This is a genomic window from Photobacterium sp. TY1-4 (assembly GCF_025398175.1).
In the GTDB taxonomy this organism is placed as follows: domain Bacteria; phylum Pseudomonadota; class Gammaproteobacteria; order Enterobacterales; family Vibrionaceae; genus Photobacterium.
The window spans coordinates 3,185,980-3,205,717 of record NZ_CP099734.1 but is presented as its reverse complement, the minus strand read 5'-3'; the positions used below and the strand labels follow the sequence as shown (position 1 = coordinate 3,205,717).

The following is a 19,738-nucleotide window of genomic DNA, read 5'->3' as shown; positions in this document are numbered from 1 at the left end:
TCAATCGTGATTGTTATTTTTATAGGGTGGTGAAACAGCATGCGCCGCGTGAGCGGCGCATGAATGGCACAAGGTGCCCAAGGTTCGTTCCGGTGGGATTACTTGAGGTAACCCTTTTCCTTGTAGTAGCGAACCGCACCTGGGTGGAGTGGGATCGACAGGCCGTCTTTCACCATGTTTTCAGGTTTGAGGTTTGCAAACGCCGGGTGCAGGCGCTTAAAGGTGTCGAAGTTCTCGAACACGGATTTCACCAGGGCGTAGACCACATCGTCAGAGACATCAGTTGAAGACACCAGGGTCGCGGCCACACCGAAGCTGTTGGTATCGGTGTCGGTGCCCTTGTACATGCCGCCCGGAATGGTGCTCTTGGCGTAGTACGGGTTATCCGCCACGATCTTGTCGATGGCAGCACCGGTGACCGGGACCAGCTTGGCATCACAAGAGGTGGTTGCTTCTTTGACAGAACCGCTCGGGTGGCCAACCACGTACACGAAGGCGTCAATTTTGTTGTCACACAGGGCTTGCGAGCGCTCGGAGCCTTTCAGCTCGGCAGCCAGTTTAAAGTCTTCGTTGGTCCAGCCCATTGCATCCATCACCACGCCCATGGTTGCGCGGTCACCGGAGCCCGGGTTACCGATATTGACGCGTTTGCCTTTCAGATCGGCGACACCGTTAATGCCGGAATCGGCACGGGCAATGACGGTAAACGGTTCGGTATGGAGGGAAAAGACCGCACGGATCTTCTTATACGGGCCCAGCTCTTCGAACTTGCTGGTACCGTTGTAGGCATGGTACTGCCAGTCGGACTGCACGACGCCGAAATCCAGCTCGCCGGCACGCATGGTGTTGACGTTATAGATAGAGCCGCCGGTTGACTCAACCGAACAGCGAACGTTGTATTGTTTGCGTTCTTTGTTGACCAGCTTACAGATGGCACCGCCTGTCGGATAGTATACGCCGGTCACAGAGCCTGTACCGATCGTGATAAAGTCCTGGGCGCCGGCCAGACCACTGGTGGTCATGGCCGCTGCTAATGCGCTGATTTTCAAGAGTTGTTTTAATGCCATGTTAATCCCTTCCTAATTGTTGTTATCTCCAGTATGGACACGTGCTCCATCGGTGGAAAAGGCATATTTGCTGAAGCAAATCAAAATGATGATAACAAAAGCCTAGGGAAAAATTGAAATTATGTTAAAGCCTGTGAGGAAAGGAAGGCTGGGAAAAATGCGGGGAAATCAGTCGGGATCGAATAATTATTTATATCAATCAATGGGTTGTGAAATTTGTTGGTCAGGTGACCCAGTTTGTCTGAATGTGAACTCTCTCTCACTTTGCGGAGAGAGAGTACCGGGGCTGCTTCAGCCGCTGTAGTCAAATAGCTCGCATACTGAGTCGAACAGCTCTTTGGTGGTCAGGGCCTGGGTCGGGGTAATGAAAATGGTATCGTCCCCGGCGACAACCCCCAGGATCCCTTCGGCCTTGCCTAGTGAATCTAATAGGCGGGCAATCACCTGTGCCGCGCCCGGACCGGTATGGATCACGACCAGGGCATTGTTGTAGCCCACTTCCATCACCAGCTCTTTCAGCGGGCTGCTGGTGGTCGGCACACCCAGCTCAACCGGCAGGCAGTAGACCATTTCCATCTTGGCATTGCGGGTACGTACCGCGCCAAATTTGGTCAGCATGCGGGAGACTTTGGATTGGTTAATGTTGTCGAACCCCTGAGCTTTCAATGCGTCGACGATTTCGCCTTGTGAGCTGAATTTTTCTTCTTTGAGAATGGCTTTAAAGGCTTTGATTAAGCGCTCTTGTTTATCTGAATTTCGCATAAGTAAATTTCATATACAGGGACGAGGTGCCGTATTCTGTCACAGCCCCCGGGCCGGAGCAAACAGTGAAGGCCGAAACTGGCGTGCTTGTCACCATTATAGCCGCATCCGCTGCATAATTATTTAGAGACGGGTTTTGCCCCTGCCGCCGGGAGAGCTGCATTGCGTAACAAATCATGTTATAAACATGTAGCACATTTTGTTCATGCCCATGCGTAAGCTCTCAAAGCGCACCGGGTTTGATTGTATTTCGGGGCTTGTTGCTATAACGTCCATTCATGCCAATCAAATGAAATCATGCGCTTAATATCAGCAGTGATTTCATCTGATTGGTATTCGGTCTGAAAAATATACTTCTATCGTAAAGGAGAACGAACATGAAAGTTGCTGTGATTGGTGCTGCTGGCGGTATCGGCCAGGCTCTGGCCCTGCTGTTGAAAAACCGTCTGCCTGCCGGCTCTGACCTGGCGCTGTATGACATTGCACCAGTAACCCCAGGGGTTGCGGCGGACTTGAGCCATATCCCGACGCCGGTATCAATCAAAGGTTACGGCGGTGAGGATCCGACACCAGCGCTGGAAGGTGCGGATGTGGTTCTGATTTCAGCCGGTGTTGCGCGTAAGCCGGGGATGGATCGTGCGGATCTGTTTAATGTCAATGCCGGGATCGTCAAATCACTGGCAGAGAAAATTTCCGTGGTTTGTCCGAAAGCCGTGGTCGGGATCATCACCAACCCGGTGAACACCACCGTCGCCATTGCAGCCGACGTGCTGAAAAAAGCCGGCGTTTACGACAAGCGTAAACTGTTCGGTGTGACCACACTGGATGTGATCCGCTCGGAAACGTTCGTTGCAGAGCTGAAAGACTTGGATCCGGGTCAGGTGTCTGTACCGGTGATCGGCGGCCACTCTGGCGTGACCATCCTGCCGCTGCTGTCTCAGGTTGAAGGCGTTGAGTTCACCGAAGAAGAAATCAAGGCCCTGACGCCACGCATCCAGAACGCGGGGACTGAGGTTGTTGAAGCCAAAGCCGGTGGCGGCTCTGCAACCCTGTCGATGGGTCAGGCAGCTTGTCGCTTCGGCCTGTCTGTGGTTCGCGCGCTGCAAGGTGAGCAGGGTGTTGTCGAGTGTGCTTATGTTGAAGGCGACGGCAAACACGCGCGCTTCTTTGCACAGCCGGTGTTACTGGGCAAAGACGGTGTGGAAGAGATCATGGATTACGGCACCCTGAGTGCTTTTGAGCAGGAAGCGCTGGAAAGCATGCTGGATACCCTGAAAGGTGATATCAAGCTGGGTGAAGAGTTCGCGGCTAAGTAAGCCGAGGCGAATTGCCTGGAATAGAAAAAGCGGCCCATGGCCGCTTTTTTGTTGTCTGTTGTAACGTGGGGTCGTCGTGGACTCTACGGGGGGAGTTCAATCGCGCTGCGTCTGATCAGTAGTAGCTGTCACAGCCGGTGTGTAGTTGGGGCTGCTCCTTGATGTCGTCGCAGTTGACGTTGATGCGCTTGTGATCGCGCATGTTTTCGACGATGGCGGTATTGTGCTCGACGTCTATATCAACCACTTCTGCCACGCCTTCCCGGCACTCTACCCACATGCCGCGCTTCAGATCTTTAGCTTGCATCATCGACCTCCATGGGATCGGTTTGGATCTGCTTTAACTGTTGGATCTGTTTTAACTATAGGACATCGCAAAGATCCGGCGATCGATGCCGGTTGAGATCGAGATCTTAAGACAAGGATCCGGAGCAGGATCCCAGCGAGAGGAGCATCGGCGGACACAAGATTAGCGGCACAAAAAAGCCTGCACGATGGCAGGCTTTCGGATTCTGGCACCGCGAACTTACTTATTGCGGTTAACGGCCAGGTGCGCCAGGGCGATCAGCGCTTCCTTGTGCTCGGATTCCGGCAGGATCGCCAGGCTGGCAATCGCTTTCTCGGCTTCTTCTTCCGCCCGCTGCTGGGTGTAGGCCAGGGAGCCGACTTCGCGCATGCAGGCCAGGATTGGTGTCAGCTTGTCGAGACCGTTGCCCTGCTCAATGGCTTCTCGAATCATCGCCGCTTGCTCAGCCGTGCCGTGGTGCATGGCATGGAGCAACGGCAGGGTCGGCTTGCCCTCGGCCAGGTCGTCACCGACATTCTTGCCCATCTCCTCGCCATCGGCGGTGTAATCCAGGACATCGTCAATCAGCTGGAATGCGGTGCCCAGATAGCGGCCGTAATTTTGCAGGGCCACTTCGACCTCGGCCGGTGATTCCGCCAAAATGGCAGCGACCTGGGTCGCGGCTTCAAACAGGCGGGCTGTTTTAGAATAAATCACCTGCATGTAGCTGGCTTCGGTGGTGTCGGGATCGTTGCAGTTCATGAGCTGCTGTACTTCCCCTTCGGCGATCACGTTGACCGCTTCACTCATGATGTCGAGGATCTTCAAGGATCGCAGGCTGGTCATCATCTGAAATGAACGGGTGTAGATATAATCGCCGACCAGCACACTGGCCGCGTTGCCGAACATGGCATTGGCCGTGGCTTTGCCGCGACGCATATCCGACTCGTCGACCACGTCATCGTGCAACAGGGTCGCGGTATGGGTAAATTCGATGAAGGCGGCTGCGGTGGTGTGCTTGTCGCCCTCGTAACCCAACGCACGGGCCGCCAGAACAGCCAGAATCGGGCGCAGGCGCTTGCCGCCGCCGCTGACAATATAGAATCCGAGTTGATTGATGAGCGCCACTTCAGAGTTCAGCTGCGCCAGTATCTTCGCATCGACTTCCGCCATATCGTTGGCGGTAAGTGCTTGGATAGCTTTGAAGTCCATTGTACATCCAGCAAAATTGTTGCCGCACCAGGCGGAATGATTCAGGGTATGCAATTCAACAAGGACTCGCACAGACAAATCGGCAGCCAGGTGGGGCACTTTCATCACGGTCGGTGACGGGCCCCGGGCGGTGACTTTGGCGCGTTACATTGCAGCTGATGAAGCGGTTTTTTGCTACGCCTTGATTTGTCGAACAAGTTTTGTGAATTGGCACCAAAATAATTACCGAATACTACACTAAAATTGTGTTTCCTTCATATCTTCGGCGACAGTTAAATCAGGGTGTTTTATTGCTGGCTAGCTTTTCGCCAATTTTCTTTGCTTAATGGGTTGCCACAAGCCCCTTTTTCACGTAACATTCGCGCCCTATTGATGACAAGATTAAGCGCATACCCATTGCCCAAAATTTATCCGGCAAATGGCCTATGCGGAAAAGCGGAGTAAGACATGTACGCTGTTTTCCAAAGTGGTGGTAAACAACACCGTGTAAGCGAAGGCCAGACCATTCGCTTAGAAAAACTAGACGCTGAAACTGGCGCTAGCGTTGAGTTCGATTCAGTTCTTCTGGTTGCTAATGGCGAAGAAGTAACTGTTGGCGCACCTTTCGTAGCTGGCGGTAAAGTAACTGCTGAAGTAGTTACGCACGGTCGTGGCGATAAAGTAAAAATCGTTAAGTTCCGTCGTCGTAAGCACTCTCGTAAGCAAATGGGCCACCGTCAGTGGTTCACTGAAGTCAAAATTACTGGCATCAGCGCTTAATAATAGGAGAATTTAAAGATGGCACACAAAAAAGCTGGCGGTTCTACTCGTAACGGCCGTGATTCAGAAAGCAAACGCCTAGGTGTTAAGCGTTTCGGTGGCGAATCTGTACTAGCAGGTAACATCATCGTTCGTCAACGTGGTACTAAATTCCACGCTGGTAACAACGTAGGTTTGGGTAAAGACCACACGCTTTTCGCTCTGTCTGACGGCAAAGTGAAATTCGAAGTGAAAGGTCCTAAAAACCGTAAATTCGTTTCTATCGAAGCTGAATAATTCAGACTCGACAAGAATGATAAAGCCCTGCCTTCCGGCGGGGCTTTTTGTTATGGGGATGGGGAATGCCGAATCAAAACCCGACCGCCGGGCTGTTGCTGGCCCTGGTGACGGTCCTGTTCTGGGGCGCGCTGCCGATTGCCATGAAGCAGGCCGTCGAGGTGATGTCGCCCCAGACCATTGTCTGGTACCGCTTCTTGACGGCGGCCATCGGGCTGGGGGCATGGCTCCACTGGCGAGGCCAGTTGCCCAAATTGAGTGCGCTGAGCATCTCTGGCGGCGTCCTCCTGCTGGCGGCAAGCCTGGGCCTGGCCTGTAACTTTGTCCTGTTCAACACGGCGCTGAGGTACCTGAATCCGGCAGTCGTGGGGGTGATTATCCAGCTGGCACCGATGATTTTACTGCTGTCGAGTGTCTGGTTGTTCAAGGAGCAATTGGGCCGACACCAGATCATCGGTGTGGCCTGCCTGGTGCTGGGATTGGGACTCTTTTTTAATGAACGGCTGGTCGAGTTGTTTACCAGCCTGTCGGATTACACTTTGGGCGTGATTATTGCGGTGATGGCTGCCGTGGTCTGGGTGGTCTACGCGCTGGCGCAGAAAGTGATGCTGAAGCATTTCAGCTCACCTCAGATCCTGTTGATGATCTATGTGATCTGCACGATCATGCTGACGCCGCTGGCATCACCGACACAGATCCAGCTGATGGATCCCCGTCAGTTCGGGATGCTGGCATTTTGCTGTATCAATACCCTGGTGGGGTATGGGGCGTTTGCCGAGGCAATGGCCCGCTGGCAGGCATCGCAGGTGAGTGCGGTGATCACCCTGGCCCCCTTATGTACGATTGTGTTTGTCGACCTGGCCAGCTGGTTTTGGCCGCAGTATGTTGCCGCAACCCCACTCAATGCGATGGGCTATTTGGGCGCTGTCGTGGTAGTTTTCGGAGCGATGTTCAGTGCGATCGGCCATAAGCTGATCAGGCAGCATAACTAGCTCAGGTCCGTTACAATAGGTTAATAGCGATCGGGCGGGTGACGTGCCTGGTCGACAGAATGAGCACGCCATAGTGCGGAGAAGAAGATGAAGTTTGTAGATGAAGCGGTAATTAAAGTTGATGCTGGTGACGGTGGCAACGGCACCGTCAGTTTCCGACGCGAGAAATATGTCCCGAAAGGGGGCCCGGATGGCGGTGACGGCGGTGACGGCGGTGATGTGTTCCTGCTGGCCGATGAAAACCTGAATACCCTGATTGACTATCGCTTTGAACGATTCCATGCCGCCCAGCGCGGTGAGAACGGCCGTGGCGGTAACTGTACCGGGAAACGGGGCGAAGACTGCGTGCTGTCGGTCCCGGTCGGGACCCGGGCGATTGATGAAGAAACCGGCGAGGTGATTGCCGATCTGACCCAGCACGGGATGAAGATCATGGTCGCCAAAGGGGGCTTCCACGGGCTGGGTAACACCCGCTTTAAATCGTCTGTGAACCGGGCACCGCGCCAGAAAACCATGGGTACCAAAGGCGAAGTGCGTCAGTTGCGTCTGGAGCTGTTGCTGTTGGCCGATGTCGGTATGCTGGGGCTGCCGAACGCCGGTAAATCCACTTTCATTCGCTCGGTTTCTGCTGCGAAGCCGAAAGTGGCGGATTATCCGTTTACCACGCTGGTCCCGAGCCTGGGTGTGGTCCGGGTGGATAACGAGCGCAGCTTTGTCGTGGCTGATATTCCGGGGCTGATCGAAGGCGCGGCTGATGGTGCCGGTCTGGGGATCCGCTTCCTGAAGCACCTGGAGCGTTGCCGGGTATTGCTGCATATGATCGATCTGCTGCCGGCTGACGGCTCTGATCCGATTGAAAATGCCTTTACTATCCTCAACGAGTTGGAGCAGTACAGCGAGAAGTTGGCGAATAAGCCGCGCTGGCTGGTGTTCAACAAGGTGGATCTGTTGCCGGAAGAAGAGGCACAGGCCAAGATCGATGAGATCCTGGATGCGCTGGCATGGGAAGGGGATTACTACTGCATCTCTGCCCTGAACCGCATGGGGACCAAAGAGCTGACCTACGATCTGATGGCACAGATTGAGAAAATGCCGGTTGAAATCATCGAAGAAGAAGATGAGACTGAAGAGAAGAAAGTCGCGTTCAAGTGGGATGATTACCACGAAGCGCAGGTCAAGAAAGTCGAAGATGATGATGACGACGACTGGGATGACTGGAATGAAGATGATTACGATGTGGAAATTATCTACAAGCCATAATGCCTGATGGTCAAATGTTACAAAGATAGCCGCTCCTTGGAGCGGCTTTTTTGTGTCTGGTCAACGCGGCGGAATCCGGATAGCCTGATAATTGTGCGATAACGATGGAATGGAGAGGGAAACATGGCGGAAATGGAGCCGCGGGTATTAACAGAGCCGGTGCAGCGGGAGATCTCCCGGCTGGCTGTTTTGGCCGGTCAGCGGCTGCTGCAGCATGGGGCCGAGAGTACGCTGGTGACCGATGTCACCAGCCGGCTTGGTCTGGCGCTGGGGGTCGAAAGCGTCGAGGTGTCGCTTTCGCCAAGTTCGATGGTGATCACCACGCTCAGCCAGGGGCGTTGTATTACGACCACCCGGCGCTGCCAGGATCGCGGGATCAACATGCAGGTGGTGACGGAGATTCAGCGGGTGTGCATCATGGCTGAGCGCGGGGTGCTGGGCGTCGAGGAAGTCCATCAGCGGCTCGACCGGATCCAGCCGCTGCGCTATAACCGCTGGCTGGTGGTGGCGATGATCGGTCTGTCCTGTGCCTCGTTCAGCCGGTTGGCCGGGGCGGACTGGCCGGTGTTCTGGCTGACGTTTGTCGCTTCGGCGATCGGGATGACGGTGCGCCAGGAAATCGGCCACCGACACTTTAACCCGCTGGTGAATTTCGGTATTACTGCTTTTGTCACGACCCTGATTTCCGGACTGGGCGTGGTGTGGCAGATCGGGGAAGCCCCGTTTCTGGCGATGGCGTCCTCGGTGCTGATGCTGGTGCCGGGGTTTCCGCTGATTAATGCGGTGGCGGACATGGTCAAAGGGTATATCGATATGGGGATTGCCCGCTGGGTGATGGCAAGCCTGCTCACCCTGTCAACCAGTATGGGGATCGTGGCGGCGATGAATATTCTCGGTGTCTGGGGGTGGGTGTCATGACGGTCGGGGAGTTTTTGCTAGCACTGCTCAATGACATGTTTTTTGCCATGATCCCGGCGGTCGGTTTTGCTTTGGTGTTTAATGTGCCGCATAAGGCCCTGAAGTATTGTGCAATTGGTGGCGCGCTGGGCCACGGCAGCCGCTTTGTCCTGATGCATTGGGGGGTGCCGATTGAATGGGCAACTTTGGGCGCTGCGACGCTGGTGGGCATGATCGGGGTCCACTGGTCGCATCGTTTTCTCGCCCACCCCAAAGTGTTTACTGTGGCAGCCATGATCCCTATGGTGCCCGGGGTGTTTGCGTTCAAAGCGATGATTGCCCTGGTGGAGATCAATCATCGCGGATTCAGCCCCGAGCTGTGGACCCTGCTACTGGAAAATGTTATCAAGGCCGTATTTATTGTCGCTGCCCTGGCCATCGGGCTGGCAATGCCGGGCCTATTGTTTTATCGTCGCCGGCCTGTGGTCTAGATTTGCGAGGGGAACAAGATGAAGATCAGTATGATCGCCGCAATGGCGCACGACCGGGTGATCGGCAAGAACAATGCGATGCCGTGGCACCTGCCGGCCGATTTTGCCTGGTTCAAGCAGGCAACCCTAGGCAAGCCGGTGGTGATGGGCCGCAAGACCTTTGAGTCCATTGGCCGGCCCTTGCCGGGACGCCACAATATCGTGATCAGCCGCAATCCGGATTTTCAGGCCGACGGCGTGACGGTGGTGAACGATATTGCTGCGGCCAAAGCTGCTGCCGGCGCCGTCGATGAGCTGATGATCATTGGCGGTGGGGCGATTTATACGGCCTGCCTGGCGCAAGCTGATCGCCTCTATCTGACGTTTATTGACGTCGAGGTGACAGGCGATACCCGGTTCCCGGACTGGGGCGAAGGCTGGCAAGAGGTGCATAGCGAGTCCCATGCTGCGGATGAGAAAAATGCCCACGACATGCGGTTTGTGATCCTGGAGCGAGCCGCCGGCGCCTGAGGACTAATGCGCTTCTGACGCCTGGGGGCCCGGCAGTGCCTGAAGGTTCGGGCGTCGAAGACACGGAATAAAGTCTGAGATCAAAAAGGGCTGACCTGCATTAGGTCAGCCCTTTTGTGATTCAGAAGAAGGCCGGGTTACGCGTAAGCCGGGCAGGCTTTTTCGAAACGGGCGCCGTCTTCCCAGCGCAGCAGGGTCATGCTGTTGCCCCAGACGCAGCCGGTATCGAGGCCAATGACTTGTGAGTCCTGGTGCCCCATCAAGGCAGCCCAGTGACCGAAAATGACGGTTTTCCCCAACGGCGGGCGCGGCAGGCGAAACCAGGGCGTCAGATCACCGATAGCCGGATCATCCGGCGATAGCTTGCATGCCATATCCAGCCGGCCGTCCGGGTAACAGAACCGCATCCGTGTCAGGGCATTGATGGTATAGCGATAGCGGGCGATCCCGCTCAGGTCGGGGTGCCACGCGTCCGGGCCATCACCGTACATATGCTCCAACAGCCAGAGGAAATCCTGGCTTTGCAGACAGGCTTCGACCCTGCGGGCCTCGCGGCGGGCAGTGGCCAGATCCCAGTGCGGTGGGATCCCGGCATGGGCCATCACAAACGGGTGCTCGGGGTGCTCAGCCAGCACGGGTCGGTGGCGCAGCCAGTCGAGCAGCACGTCACGATCCGGCGCATCGAGGATCGGCTGCACCTGATCGCGCTTTTTGACTTTGGCCAGCCCGTGGGCGGCAGCGAGCAGGTGGAGGTCGTGGTTGCCCAGCACCACGGTGGCTTTATCCCCTAAGCTTTTGACATAGCGCAGGGTTTCCAGAGATTTTGGGCCGCGGGCGACCAGATCGCCGGAGAGCCAGAGTTCGTCGTGTTGCGGGTTAAAGTTGGCCTGATCCAGCAAGTCGCAGAGATCGTCAAAACAGCCCTGAATGTCGCCGACCAGATATGTCGCCATGGTGTGCCTTAGTGCAGAATATTCGGGAGAGACAGCCGGAACGGTGCGATATCCGCTTTGAAGTGCTCACCCTGCTCATTGACCATGACATAGTGGCCCTGCATCACCCCGAGCGGGGTTTCGATAATGGTGCCGCTGGTGTAGGTATATTCTTCATGGGCAGCAATGCTCGGTTGCTCACCGACCACCCCTTCGCCATCGACGATCAGGGTTTTGCCGTTGGCATCGGTGATCTGCCAGTGACGCTTGAGCAGCTGCGCGGTACCGCTTCCCAGGTTGCAAATCGTGATGGTGTAAGAGAACACATAGCGCTGGTTTTCAGGCTCGGATTGCTCTTCGAGATAGTGGGTGACCACTCTGCATTTGATGGTTGGGATCGCCTTGGATGTCACAGTTTTGCTTCCTTTCGTTGGCTGTTGCCCGGACCGGCGGCCCGGGCAGACGGATGACCCGTTAGGATGGCTGATGGTTGGCATCCAGCCAGTTAGCCATCGCAACGAACTGCTCCAGCGTCAGGTTTTCCGGACGCATGCTCGGGTTAATCCCCAGCGCTTCCAGTTGCTCGACGGTCAGCAGTTGCTTGTAGCAGTTGCGGATGGTTTTACGGCGTTGGTTGAATCCTTCGCGGCACACCCGATCCAGCCACTTCAGGCTGGTGCATGGATGCGGCAGCGTTTCATACGGCATCAGGCGAACGACGGCAGAATCTACTTTCGGCGCCGGCTTGAAGGCCGACGGCGGCACTTCCAGTACCGGGGTGACTTTACAGTAGTACTGCGCCATCACAGTCAGGCGGCCGTAGGCTTTGCTGCCAGGACCCGCTGCCAGACGGTTCACCACTTCTTTTTGCAGCATGAAGTGCATGTCCTGCACATGGGCATGGAAGCTGAACAGGTGGAACATCAACGGCGTGGAAATGTTGTACGGCAGGTTGCCGAAAATCCGCAGCTTGTTGTTCTCTTTGATCAGCTGCGTGAAGTCGAAGCGCATGGCATCGCCTTCATAAATGGTCAGCTTGCTGCCCAGATCCGGATGGTTGCGCAGGCGCTCGGCCAGATCCCGGTCCAGCTCGATGACCGAGAATTTATCGACCTGTTTGCCGACCGGCTCGGTGATCGCGCCCAGGCCCGGGCCGATTTCCACCAGGTTCTGGCCTGGTCTCGGATTAATGGCCGAGACAATGCCGTCGATGATGTATGGGTCGTTCAAAAAGTTCTGACCAAAGCGCTTACGGGCGCGGTGGCCGAGATGGACCTGATCGCTGCTCATGTTTGTTTTTCTACCAATTCTAGGGCGTGCGATAGCGCTGTCCGAAGGCTACCGGTGTCCGCCTGTCCGGTACCGGCGAGTTCCAGTGCGGTACCATGATCTACTGAAGTTCTGATAAAGGGCAAGCCGAGCGTGATGTTGACCGATTTGCCAAAACCTTTGAATTTCAGCACGGGCAGCCCTTGATCGTGATACATCGCCAACACCGTATCGGCATCGGCAAGATATTTTTCCTGGAAGATGGTATCGGCCGGTAACGGACCGATCAAATTCATGCCTTCTTCCTGGCGAAGTTTTTCCAGGGTCGGGGAGATCACTTCGATCTCTTCCATGCCCAGGCAACCGTCTTCGCCGGCATGCGGATTGAGCCCGCACACGTAAATTTTCGGCTCGGCAATCCCGAACTTGTTGACCAGATCGTCATGCAAGATCCGGATCACCTGCTGGAGCCGCCCCTCGGTGATGGCTTTCGACACATAAGCCAGTGGGATATGCGTGGTGACTAAGGCCACACGCAGCCCTTCGGTGGCCAGCATCATGACAACCTGGGAGGAGTTGGCCTTGTGGGCAAAGAACTCGGTATGCCCGCTGAACGAGACCCCGGCGCGGTTAATCACGCCTTTGTGGACCGGGCCGGTGACCACGGCGGCGAACTCGCCGCTCATGTTCCCGTCGGCTGCCCGGGCCAGCGTGTCTAACACATAGTGGCCATTTTGCTCGTTCAGCTCCCCGGCGGTGACTTGGGCGGCAAGGGCATGATCGGCAACCACCAGTGTGCTGGCCTGGTGTGGCCGGGCCGGTTGGGCCGGATCATACCGGATCACTTGCAGTGGAAGTCCCAGCTGGGCCGCACGTTCTACCATAAGCTGGGCATTAGCACAAATCACCAGCTCATGGGGCCAGTCTTCCTGGGCCAGGGCGATCACCAGATCCGGACCAATCCCGGCAGGCTCGCCGGGGGTGATCGCGATACGTTTAACTTGGGTCATTGGTTTCTTCCGGCTTTTCGATATAAGCCCCGGCGCGTAGCTCTTGCAGCCACGCCTGGGCTTCTTCGTTAAATTTGCGGCTAAACAGAATGCGATAGGCGCGGTTTTTCACCGCGGCGTCAGTGCGGTCGACATCGCGACGCTCCAGCACTTCGACAATATGCCAGCCGTGAACCGTCTTGAACGGTTCGCTGATGGTGCCGACCGGCAAGGTTTCGACCTTGTCTTTAAACGCCGGAACGTAAATATCCGGCGTTTGCCAGCCCAGCTCACCGCCATTGGCAGCAGAGCCCGGATCAGCGCTCAGGACCTGGGCCTCATCCGCAAAACTCTTCTCTCCGGCCATGATAGCACGTCGTGCCTTCTCCAGCTGACGTTTGGCACCTTCATCGCTCAGAATGACCGAGGTCTTGAGCAGAATATGGCGGGCATTGACTTCGGTCACCGAGACGGTTTCCAGTCCCTGAACGGCGTTGATCTTGAGAATATGGTAGCCCACGCCGCTGCGGAACGGGCCGATAATCGCGCCTTTACCGCTGCTGCCGAGCTGGTCGGCAAAGATGGTCGGCATTTCTTCTTTACGCATCCAGCCCCACTGGCCACCCTGCAGGGCTTTCGGGCCCTTGGAGTAACGATAGGCCAAGTTGGCAAAATCCGCGCCCTGCTTGAGTTGCTGGACCAGCTCCTTGGCTTGCTGCTGTGCAGCTTCCCGCGCTTCGGCACTGGCATCTTCGCTGATACGCAGCTGGATGTGGCTGATATTGTAGCTGGTGTCTTGCAGGTTTTGCTTGTTCAGTTGCTCGGCCAGCAGCTCGACTTCCTGCGGCAGGATGTTGATCCGGCGGCGCACCTGGATGGTGCGGGCTTCGCTGGCGGTCAGGTCACGGCGCATCTGCTCGCGAAAGACAGCAAAGCTGATGCCGTTGTCGGCCAGGTACTGGCGCAATTGGGCGACCGACATCTGGCGCTCTGCCGCCAGCTGGCCAATCGCCTGATCCAGGCGGTTGTCGTCGATCCGGATCCCGAACTGATCCGCCTGCTGGATTTGCAGGGTTTCGATGATCAGTTTTTCCATGATTTGATCGATCAGGATGTCATCGGACGGCAGCGGCTGGTTCTGACCGGCGGCATTCATGCGCACGGTTTTCAGCATGGCATCGACGTCGCTTTGCAGGATCACGCTGTCGTTGACGATGGTGACCACTTTATCGAGTTGTTGCGGGGCAGCAAAGCTACCGGCGGCCAGGCTCCATAAGGTCAGGCCCAGCAGGGAAGACTTCCACTTTTTCATACATCTTTCCATTTGTGCGCATCAGCGCGTTCTTTCAGCTCAGCCGCGACCGGGTCGCGGCAGCTGAATCAGTTATTGAGGTAGAAAGGACGGCCGTAGGCAATGGCATTGCCGCCGTCGGCATTCGACAAGCTCGCCGGTGTGGCCCCCGCCAGCCCGATCAGGCTGAAGGAGATACTGAAGTTCTGCTCGTACTCGGCCGACTGGGTGTTGACGTTACTGCGCGACTTCATGTACTCGTTGTAGCCCAGGCTGATCATCCAACAGGCCGAGCGGTAGTTCAGGGTGATCTGGCCTTCCAGCATCTGGTTTTCGGTCAAATCATGGTAGTAGTCCCCGCGCAGGCTCAGGCTGCCGTAAACCGGGAACCCGGTTGAGAAGCCCAGTTGCGAGATCCCTTCTTCGGTGTAGTTATCAATCTGATCGTTATCCGGCAGGCTCTGCTTGATATAGTCTTTCGACACATAGCGGTAGTTGAGCTGGCTGAATACATCATCCTGGCGGTATTCGACGGCGGCGTTGGCAAACTGCATGACATCTTCGCTGGCGTCATATTGCAGGCTGCCGTGGAAGAACAGCCAGTCATCATAGTTAAAGTCGGACTCAAACGCCGAGGCTGAGTAGTTCGGGGAAGACTCGCCGGCTTCGTCCAAGTTGCGGCCGGAACTGTTGAGATAAAAAATCTGGCCGAACGACAGGTTGAAACGTTCGATAAATTCACTGTCAAAGAAACGGGTGGTTGCCCCGACCGTGAACTGGTTGGCTGCCGCGATCCGGTCGACGCTGGAGTAGCGGCGATCGCGGAACAGGCCGTAGTAGTCGGTTTGCAGCAAGGTGGTGTCATAACTGGCGTAGATATCCTGTTGCTCGACATCTTTCACATACAGGTACTGAACCTGCGGCTCCAGGCTCTGGGTGTAGTCCTCGCCCCACAACCAGGCATCCCGCTCGAAGTACAGGCCGCTGTGGATCCGGGCACTCGGCACGGTCCGGGTTGCGGTTTCCTCGAGTGAGGCCAGTTCATCCACATTGGCATTAAAATCCTGATTGTAATAGGTATACATCAGTTTTGCCTCAGAGGTGAGTGACCACCACGGGGTGGCGTACGGCAGGGTCAGGGTCGGTTCCAGATGGATCCGATCTGCGGATGGCTTATCGTCGGCATCGTTTTCAAACCGGCTGAAATGGCTGTTCAGGTGAAAGTCGAAGCCGTAGGGCATGTCCGGCCGGTAATAGTTGAACGCCAGCTGCGGCAGCAGCTTGTAGTTTGACGAGACGCCCGGCGTCAGCGCCTGGAAATTCCGGACCCGCAACGTGGAATCCCAGTAGCGGTCCCGGTAAGAAACTTCCCCGGTTTGCAGCAGGTTGTTGTCTTCCCGCTCCCCGATGTTGGAATCGATGTCGGCAAAGTAGTTCACGTCACTGACTTTGCTGTAGTCGACTTCGAACAGCCAGTGCTGGTTGTACATGCCGTTGTGGGTCCAGTTATAGCCCCAGCGTGGATCGCCGTCCGGTGATTCCTGATCATCCCCCAGGTATTCCCCGCGCAGATGGCCCGTTCCGGCTTCCGTCAGGTAACGGAACTCGGTATTGAGCTGCAAGCCGCGGTTGGTCATGTACTTCGGAGTGATCGTCATGTCGTAGTTGGGCGCGATATTCCAATAAAACGGCGTCTCGAGCTGAAAGCCGTCCCGGGAGCCGTAGCTGAGCGACGGATACAGGAAACCGGTCAGGCGTTGATCCCCGACGGGCACCCGCAGGTACGGCAGGTAAAAGACGGGCACATCGGCGACTTCAAACCGGGCGTTATACAGATCGGCAAACGGAGAATCGGCCTCACGCTCGATGCTGGAGGCGGTGAACTGCCAGCTCTTGTCACCCGGCGGACAGGTGGTATAGGTCCCGTTTTTCAGCCGGTAGTAAGAGATGCCGTTTTTGGTCACCCGCTCGGCTTCACCCCGGCCGGCTTCACAGGTCATGTTATAGACGGCGTTGTTCATCTCGGAGTCCTCTGTGTCGAGGTTACTCTGGATGCGGTCGGCATAGACTTCAATCGAGCCGTCGTGGAAATAGACATTGCCTTCGGCCGTGACCACATTTTCCGGCTGGTGCAGGGTGGCCGTATCTGCCGCGACGGTGCGGTGTCCTTGCTGCAGCACCACGTCGCCGGCATAGGTCACTTTCCGGTTCGGCTGCGCTTCCGCGGTATCGGCGCTGACGGTGATCGGTTCATTGTTCGGATCGGCCGGTTGGTCCTGAGGCGCCAGACAGGTGCCCCGGACCATTTCCAGGTGATCGGGCGCGCCATTGACAGCCGCAGACTCATCATTGACATCTTCGCTTAAAGCAGGGGTCTCGGAAGCCATGGCCGGGCCATAAAGCGCGAGGCTGATCATGGTGGCCAGTAAGCTGCGGGAAGTTAATGACATCTAGTTACACTTTCCTGTATTCATCTATAGCGCGTTTGAAATCGGATTGTTGGTGCTTTTTGCAAGCATTCCCGATAAATGCCAGCTATCATAATGCAAATTCAGCCCGACAGCATCTCTTGGCGTTGCGAAGGCCGGGTAAAGTCGAAGAAATATATCTAAATTTAGCAAATTACCAGAGAGTAGAGAATGCAGGTTTGGGGCAAGATTTTAGGCGCATTTTTTGGTTTCCTCCTTGGTGGGCCGTTCGGGTTACTGTTAGGCCTCTTTCTCGGCCATAAGTTCGATAAAGCGCGGACAAATATTTATTCTGGCGGCAGTTTTGGCGGATTTGGTGCCGGGCGTGCCAACAGTGCCGAGCGGCAGGCCGAGTTTTTCTACGCCGGTTTTGCGGTGATGGGCCACCTGGCGAAATCCAAAGGCCGGGTCACTCAGGAGGAAATCCGGGTCGCCAGCGCCCTGATGGATCGGATGGGGCTGCATGGCGAGTCGCGTCACCAGGCCCAGAATGCGTTCCGGGAAGGGAAAGAAGAGGATTTCCCGCTGGGGGAAACCCTGACCAAGGTGCGCATGAGCTGCGCCGGTCGGTCGGATTTACTGCAGTTCTTCCTTGAACTGCAGATCCAGGCCGCTTTTGCCGACGGCAGCCTGCATCCGCGCGAGCGTGAATTGCTGCATGTCATTGCCCGCGGCCTGGGCTTTTCCGCGCAGCAACTGGAACAGCGGCTGCATATGCAGGAAGCGGCCTTTCGTTTCCAGCAGGGCGGATTTCAGCAGCAATATCAGCAACAGGGTGGGTTCCGTCAGGCACCGACCCGGGATCAGCTGGCCGATGCGTATGAGCTGCTGGGGGTGCCTGCCTCTGCAACGGCGCAGGAGCTGAAACGGGCCTACCGCAAGCAAATGAATGAGCATCACCCGGACAAGCTGGCGGCCAAAGGCCTGCCGCCGGAGATGATGGAGCTGGCGAAGCAGAAAACCCAGGAATTGCAGGCGGCGTATGATTTGATCCGCAAGGCAAAAGGGCTCAAGTAGGTGCCCGTATCAGCGATTACAGTGTTCAACACGGCCCGGTTTATAACCGGGCCGTGTTTTTTTATGGTGGAGCTTCAGACTTGATTTTGCGGCTGGCCGGCGACGAAGTGGTTGAGGTTCTCGACCAGCTGGTCAGCGAGCGTCTGAATGGCGGAGTCGGATCCCCAGGCAACATGCGGGCTCAAGAGCAGGTTGGGTAAATGGCTGTTGGCCACGAGCGGGTTGTAGTTCGGTGCCGGCTCCTCGGTAAAGACATCAACTCCGGCCCCGGCGAGGGTGCCTCGGGTTAGCGCATCGACCAGGGCTTGCTCGTCGACCAGCCCGCCCCGCCCGGTATTGATCAAGATCGCGCTCGCTTTCATCGCGGCCAGCTCATCCGCACCGATCAGGTTGCGGGTCTGCTCACTGAGCGGACAGTGCAGCGTCAGCACGTCGGCAGTGGCCAGCACCGTCTCAAACGGGGTGTAGCCCGCCCGGCAGTCCGGCTGACCTTTGCGCTCGGCCAATAGCACCGTCATGCCCAGCGCCCGGCCCAAATCCGCCACCGCTTGTCCCAGGCTGCCGCCGCCGACAATCCCCAGGGTCGCCCCGCGAATATCGCCAATCGGATGGTTGAAGAAACAAAACTGCCCTTTTTCCTGCCATACCCCCCGTTGAATATCCTGATGATAGCCCAGCAGATTGCGCCGCAGGGCAAACATCATGGCGATCACATGCTCCGGCACCGAGTCGGTGGCATAGCCGCGAATGTTGCTGACGACAATGCCGTGTGCCCGGCAGTAGTCGAGATCGACGTTGTTGGTGCCGGTGGCGGCGATGGCGATCATCTTGAGCTGCGGCAACTGGCGCAGGGTGTCGGCATCGAGGATGACTTTATTGGTGATTGCGATGGTGGCGTTTTGCAACCGGGGTAGCACCTGGTCCGGCGCGGTTGCCGGGTAGGCTGTCCACTGGTGCGCAAACTGCGGTGTTGGTAGGTGAATATGCGCCGGGATGGTATCCCGGTCGAGAAAGACGATCTGCTCCATGGGCTTGGCTGACGTTGAGAAATGGTGTTGATAGTTAACACTAACTTCGCTCTTCAGCTCAAGCCCGGATGATGATTTATGCCGGGTCTCCGAGACGCTCGGGCAGGGTGCTGCGCGGGGCGTCCGGGTAAAAATCGCACGGTGCGAACAGATGCATCGGCTGCTCGGTGGCCGGATGGCTGAAGGTCAGCTCGGCGGCATGCAGCTGAAGCCGCGGCGCCAGAGCATAGGCTTCATCGTGGGCGTAGAAGCCATCGCCGAGGATTGGGTGGCCGAGCGCCTGCATATGGACGCGAAGCTGGTGCGAGCGGCCGGTTACCGGGCGCAGGCGAACCAGGGTGGTGTTGTCTTCCCGGGCCAGCACCTGGTAATGGGTGACGGAGGGCTTGCCGGTTTCATGGCAAACTTTCTGGCGCGGGCGGTTCGGCCAGTCGCAGATCAGCGGCAGATCAACCGTACCGTGATCGGCGGCGATGTGGCCCCACACCCGGGCATAGTAGACTTTTTCGGTCAGGCGATCGCGAAACTGCGCTTTCAGGTGGCGTTCGGCTTGTTTGTTCAGCGCCAGAACGATCAGCCCGGACGTGGCCATATCCAGACGGTGGATAATGTGCGAGTCGGGGGACTCGGTCAGCACCCGGGTGTAAATGCTGTCGTGAAAAGCCGGATCCCGGCCCGGGTTGGACAGCAGTCCGGAGGGTTTGTTGACCGCAATGATGTCTTGATCGTGATAGAGCACATCCAGCCAGGGATCGGTCGGCGGATTGTAGTCCAGTATCGGCAGTGGTCTCATGTGAAGTGTCGTCGGGTTGGTGGCACGTAAGGCGGGCATCATAGCATACCGGACTGACCCGTGCGTATCGTGCGTGGTGGGGGAAACGGGAAAAAAATGCCGGTCACGGGGACCGGCATGGGA

At 56.7% G+C, this 19,738-nt stretch carries 21 protein-coding genes; 9 read left to right on the top strand and 12 right to left on the bottom strand.

Annotated features, from left to right (window positions below; all coding sequences use genetic code 11):
* Positions 1 to 98 precede the first annotated feature (98 nt).
* Both NH461_RS14735 and argR read right to left on the bottom strand, forming a co-directional pair.
* Complete coding sequence (locus NH461_RS14735) at positions 99 to 1,067, bottom strand: TAXI family TRAP transporter solute-binding subunit (RefSeq protein ID WP_261601064.1); 969 nt, start codon at positions 1,065 to 1,067, stop codon at positions 99 to 101.
* Positions 1,068 to 1,358: 291 nt separating this feature from the next.
* On the bottom strand, positions 1,359 to 1,829 hold the full coding sequence (gene argR / locus NH461_RS14730) for a transcriptional regulator ArgR (RefSeq protein WP_261601063.1): 471 nt from the start codon (positions 1,827 to 1,829) through the stop codon (positions 1,359 to 1,361).
* Between the two features lie 377 nt (positions 1,830 to 2,206).
* Between argR and mdh the strand changes: the two genes are divergently transcribed.
* On the top strand, positions 2,207 to 3,145 hold the full coding sequence (gene mdh / locus NH461_RS14725; RefSeq protein WP_261601062.1) for a malate dehydrogenase: 939 nt from the start codon (positions 2,207 to 2,209) through the stop codon (positions 3,143 to 3,145).
* Positions 3,146 to 3,260: 115 nt separating this feature from the next.
* Here mdh and NH461_RS14720 read toward each other — a convergent pair whose 3' ends face one another.
* The gene (locus NH461_RS14720; protein WP_261601061.1) at positions 3,261 to 3,455 is read right to left on the bottom strand and encodes a hypothetical protein; all 195 of its coding nucleotides are present in this window, start codon (positions 3,453 to 3,455) and stop codon (positions 3,261 to 3,263) included.
* A 216-nt stretch (positions 3,456 to 3,671) separates the two neighbouring features.
* Positions 3,672 to 4,643 carry an octaprenyl diphosphate synthase gene (ispB, locus tag NH461_RS14715; protein ID WP_261601060.1) on the bottom strand — a complete coding sequence of 324 codons (972 nt, stop codon included), beginning with the start codon at positions 4,641 to 4,643 and terminating at the stop codon, positions 3,672 to 3,674.
* A 447-nt stretch (positions 4,644 to 5,090) separates the two neighbouring features.
* Here ispB and rplU point away from each other — a divergent pair, with 447 nt between their 5' ends.
* The 7 genes from rplU to folA all read left to right on the top strand — a co-directional run bounded on the left by rplU (position 5,091) and on the right by folA (position 9,828).
* On the top strand, positions 5,091 to 5,402 hold the full coding sequence (gene rplU / locus NH461_RS14710) for a 50S ribosomal protein L21 (protein ID WP_047880949.1): 312 nt from the start codon (positions 5,091 to 5,093) through the stop codon (positions 5,400 to 5,402).
* An 18-nt stretch (positions 5,403 to 5,420) separates the two neighbouring features.
* Positions 5,421 to 5,678: a 50S ribosomal protein L27 gene (rpmA, locus tag NH461_RS14705; RefSeq protein WP_007467532.1), complete on the top strand. Its 258-nt coding sequence runs from the start codon at positions 5,421 to 5,423 to the stop codon at positions 5,676 to 5,678.
* 65 nt (positions 5,679 to 5,743) lie between these two features.
* On the top strand, positions 5,744 to 6,670 hold the full coding sequence (locus tag NH461_RS14700) for a DMT family transporter (protein ID WP_261601059.1): 927 nt from the start codon (positions 5,744 to 5,746) through the stop codon (positions 6,668 to 6,670).
* Positions 6,671 to 6,757: 87 nt separating this feature from the next.
* Positions 6,758 to 7,930: an Obg family GTPase CgtA gene (gene cgtA / locus NH461_RS14695; protein ID WP_261601058.1), complete on the top strand. Its 1,173-nt coding sequence runs from the start codon at positions 6,758 to 6,760 to the stop codon at positions 7,928 to 7,930.
* 123 nt (positions 7,931 to 8,053) lie between these two features.
* Positions 8,054 to 8,848: a threonine/serine exporter family protein gene (locus tag NH461_RS14690; protein WP_261601057.1), complete on the top strand. Its 795-nt coding sequence runs from the start codon at positions 8,054 to 8,056 to the stop codon at positions 8,846 to 8,848.
* Entirely contained in the window at positions 8,845 to 9,318 is a 474-nt protein-coding gene (locus NH461_RS14685; RefSeq protein WP_261602926.1) for a threonine/serine exporter family protein, read from the top strand. The genes NH461_RS14690 and NH461_RS14685 overlap by 4 nt, the downstream gene beginning before the upstream one ends.
* A gap of 18 nt (positions 9,319 to 9,336) precedes the next feature.
* Positions 9,337 to 9,828, top strand: coding sequence for a type 3 dihydrofolate reductase (gene folA, locus NH461_RS14680; RefSeq protein ID WP_261601056.1), 492 nt, complete (start codon positions 9,337 to 9,339; stop codon positions 9,826 to 9,828).
* 137 nt (positions 9,829 to 9,965) lie between these two features.
* Here folA and apaH read toward each other — a convergent pair whose 3' ends face one another.
* The 6 genes from apaH to lptD form a co-directional block, all read right to left on the bottom strand.
* Complete coding sequence (gene apaH, locus NH461_RS14675; protein WP_261601055.1) at positions 9,966 to 10,781, bottom strand: bis(5'-nucleosyl)-tetraphosphatase (symmetrical) ApaH; 816 nt, start codon at positions 10,779 to 10,781, stop codon at positions 9,966 to 9,968.
* Positions 10,782 to 10,789: 8 nt separating this feature from the next.
* Positions 10,790 to 11,173 (bottom strand): Co2+/Mg2+ efflux protein ApaG, encoded by a 384-nt coding sequence (gene apaG / locus NH461_RS14670; RefSeq protein ID WP_261601054.1) that lies wholly within the window; start codon positions 11,171 to 11,173, stop codon positions 10,790 to 10,792.
* Between the two features lie 61 nt (positions 11,174 to 11,234).
* A complete protein-coding gene (rsmA, locus tag NH461_RS14665; RefSeq protein WP_261601053.1) occupies positions 11,235 to 12,050 on the bottom strand; it encodes a 16S rRNA (adenine(1518)-N(6)/adenine(1519)-N(6))-dimethyltransferase RsmA in 816 nt (271 codons plus the stop codon).
* Entirely contained in the window at positions 12,047 to 13,039 is a 993-nt protein-coding gene (gene pdxA / locus NH461_RS14660) for a 4-hydroxythreonine-4-phosphate dehydrogenase PdxA (RefSeq protein ID WP_261601052.1), read from the bottom strand. Before pdxA ends, rsmA begins: the two co-directional genes overlap by 4 nt.
* A complete protein-coding gene (gene surA / locus NH461_RS14655; RefSeq protein WP_261601051.1) occupies positions 13,026 to 14,330 on the bottom strand; it encodes a peptidylprolyl isomerase SurA in 1,305 nt (434 codons plus the stop codon). The genes pdxA and surA overlap by 14 nt, the downstream gene beginning before the upstream one ends.
* Before the next feature lie 68 nt (positions 14,331 to 14,398).
* Complete coding sequence (lptD, locus tag NH461_RS14650; RefSeq protein WP_261601050.1) at positions 14,399 to 16,759, bottom strand: LPS assembly protein LptD; 2,361 nt, start codon at positions 16,757 to 16,759, stop codon at positions 14,399 to 14,401.
* Between the two features lie 189 nt (positions 16,760 to 16,948).
* Here lptD and djlA point away from each other — a divergent pair, with 189 nt between their 5' ends.
* On the top strand, positions 16,949 to 17,794 hold the full coding sequence (gene djlA, locus NH461_RS14645; RefSeq protein ID WP_261601049.1) for a co-chaperone DjlA: 846 nt from the start codon (positions 16,949 to 16,951) through the stop codon (positions 17,792 to 17,794).
* A gap of 74 nt (positions 17,795 to 17,868) precedes the next feature.
* On the opposite strand, the gene NH461_RS14640 is transcribed toward djlA, so the two are convergent.
* Entirely contained in the window at positions 17,869 to 18,822 is a 954-nt protein-coding gene (locus NH461_RS14640; RefSeq protein WP_261601048.1) for a D-2-hydroxyacid dehydrogenase, read from the bottom strand.
* A gap of 76 nt (positions 18,823 to 18,898) precedes the next feature.
* Entirely contained in the window at positions 18,899 to 19,615 is a 717-nt protein-coding gene (gene rluA, locus NH461_RS14635; protein WP_261602925.1) for a bifunctional tRNA pseudouridine(32) synthase/23S rRNA pseudouridine(746) synthase RluA, read from the bottom strand.
* Positions 19,616 to 19,738 lie beyond the last annotated feature (123 nt).

Coding starts and splice junctions, on each gene's coding strand:
- NH461_RS14700 (WP_261601059.1), top strand. CDS start 5,744: ATGCCGAATCAAAACCCGACCGCCGGGCTGTTGCTGGCCCTGGTGACG.
- rplU (WP_047880949.1), top strand. CDS start 5,091: ATGTACGCTGTTTTCCAAAGTGGTGGTAAACAACACCGTGTAAGCGAA.
- NH461_RS14640 (WP_261601048.1), bottom strand. CDS start 18,822: ATGGAGCAGATCGTCTTTCTCGACCGGGATACCATCCCGGCGCATATT.
- ispB (WP_261601060.1), bottom strand. CDS start 4,643: ATGGACTTCAAAGCTATCCAAGCACTTACCGCCAACGATATGGCGGAA.
- lptD (WP_261601050.1), bottom strand. CDS start 16,759: ATGTCATTAACTTCCCGCAGCTTACTGGCCACCATGATCAGCCTCGCG.
- rsmA (WP_261601053.1), bottom strand. CDS start 12,050: ATGAGCAGCGATCAGGTCCATCTCGGCCACCGCGCCCGTAAGCGCTTT.
- NH461_RS14690 (WP_261601057.1), top strand. CDS start 8,054: ATGGCGGAAATGGAGCCGCGGGTATTAACAGAGCCGGTGCAGCGGGAG.
- mdh (WP_261601062.1), top strand. CDS start 2,207: ATGAAAGTTGCTGTGATTGGTGCTGCTGGCGGTATCGGCCAGGCTCTG.
- rpmA (WP_007467532.1), top strand. CDS start 5,421: ATGGCACACAAAAAAGCTGGCGGTTCTACTCGTAACGGCCGTGATTCA.
- apaH (WP_261601055.1), bottom strand. CDS start 10,781: ATGGCGACATATCTGGTCGGCGACATTCAGGGCTGTTTTGACGATCTC.
- surA (WP_261601051.1), bottom strand. CDS start 14,330: ATGAAAAAGTGGAAGTCTTCCCTGCTGGGCCTGACCTTATGGAGCCTG.
- rluA (WP_261602925.1), bottom strand. CDS start 19,615: ATGAGACCACTGCCGATACTGGACTACAATCCGCCGACCGATCCCTGG.
- folA (WP_261601056.1), top strand. CDS start 9,337: ATGAAGATCAGTATGATCGCCGCAATGGCGCACGACCGGGTGATCGGC.
- pdxA (WP_261601052.1), bottom strand. CDS start 13,039: ATGACCCAAGTTAAACGTATCGCGATCACCCCCGGCGAGCCTGCCGGG.
- NH461_RS14685 (WP_261602926.1), top strand. CDS start 8,845: ATGACGGTCGGGGAGTTTTTGCTAGCACTGCTCAATGACATGTTTTTT.
- cgtA (WP_261601058.1), top strand. CDS start 6,758: ATGAAGTTTGTAGATGAAGCGGTAATTAAAGTTGATGCTGGTGACGGT.
- NH461_RS14735 (WP_261601064.1), bottom strand. CDS start 1,067: ATGGCATTAAAACAACTCTTGAAAATCAGCGCATTAGCAGCGGCCATG.
- djlA (WP_261601049.1), top strand. CDS start 16,949: ATGCAGGTTTGGGGCAAGATTTTAGGCGCATTTTTTGGTTTCCTCCTT.
- argR (WP_261601063.1), bottom strand. CDS start 1,829: ATGCGAAATTCAGATAAACAAGAGCGCTTAATCAAAGCCTTTAAAGCC.
- NH461_RS14720 (WP_261601061.1), bottom strand. CDS start 3,455: ATGATGCAAGCTAAAGATCTGAAGCGCGGCATGTGGGTAGAGTGCCGG.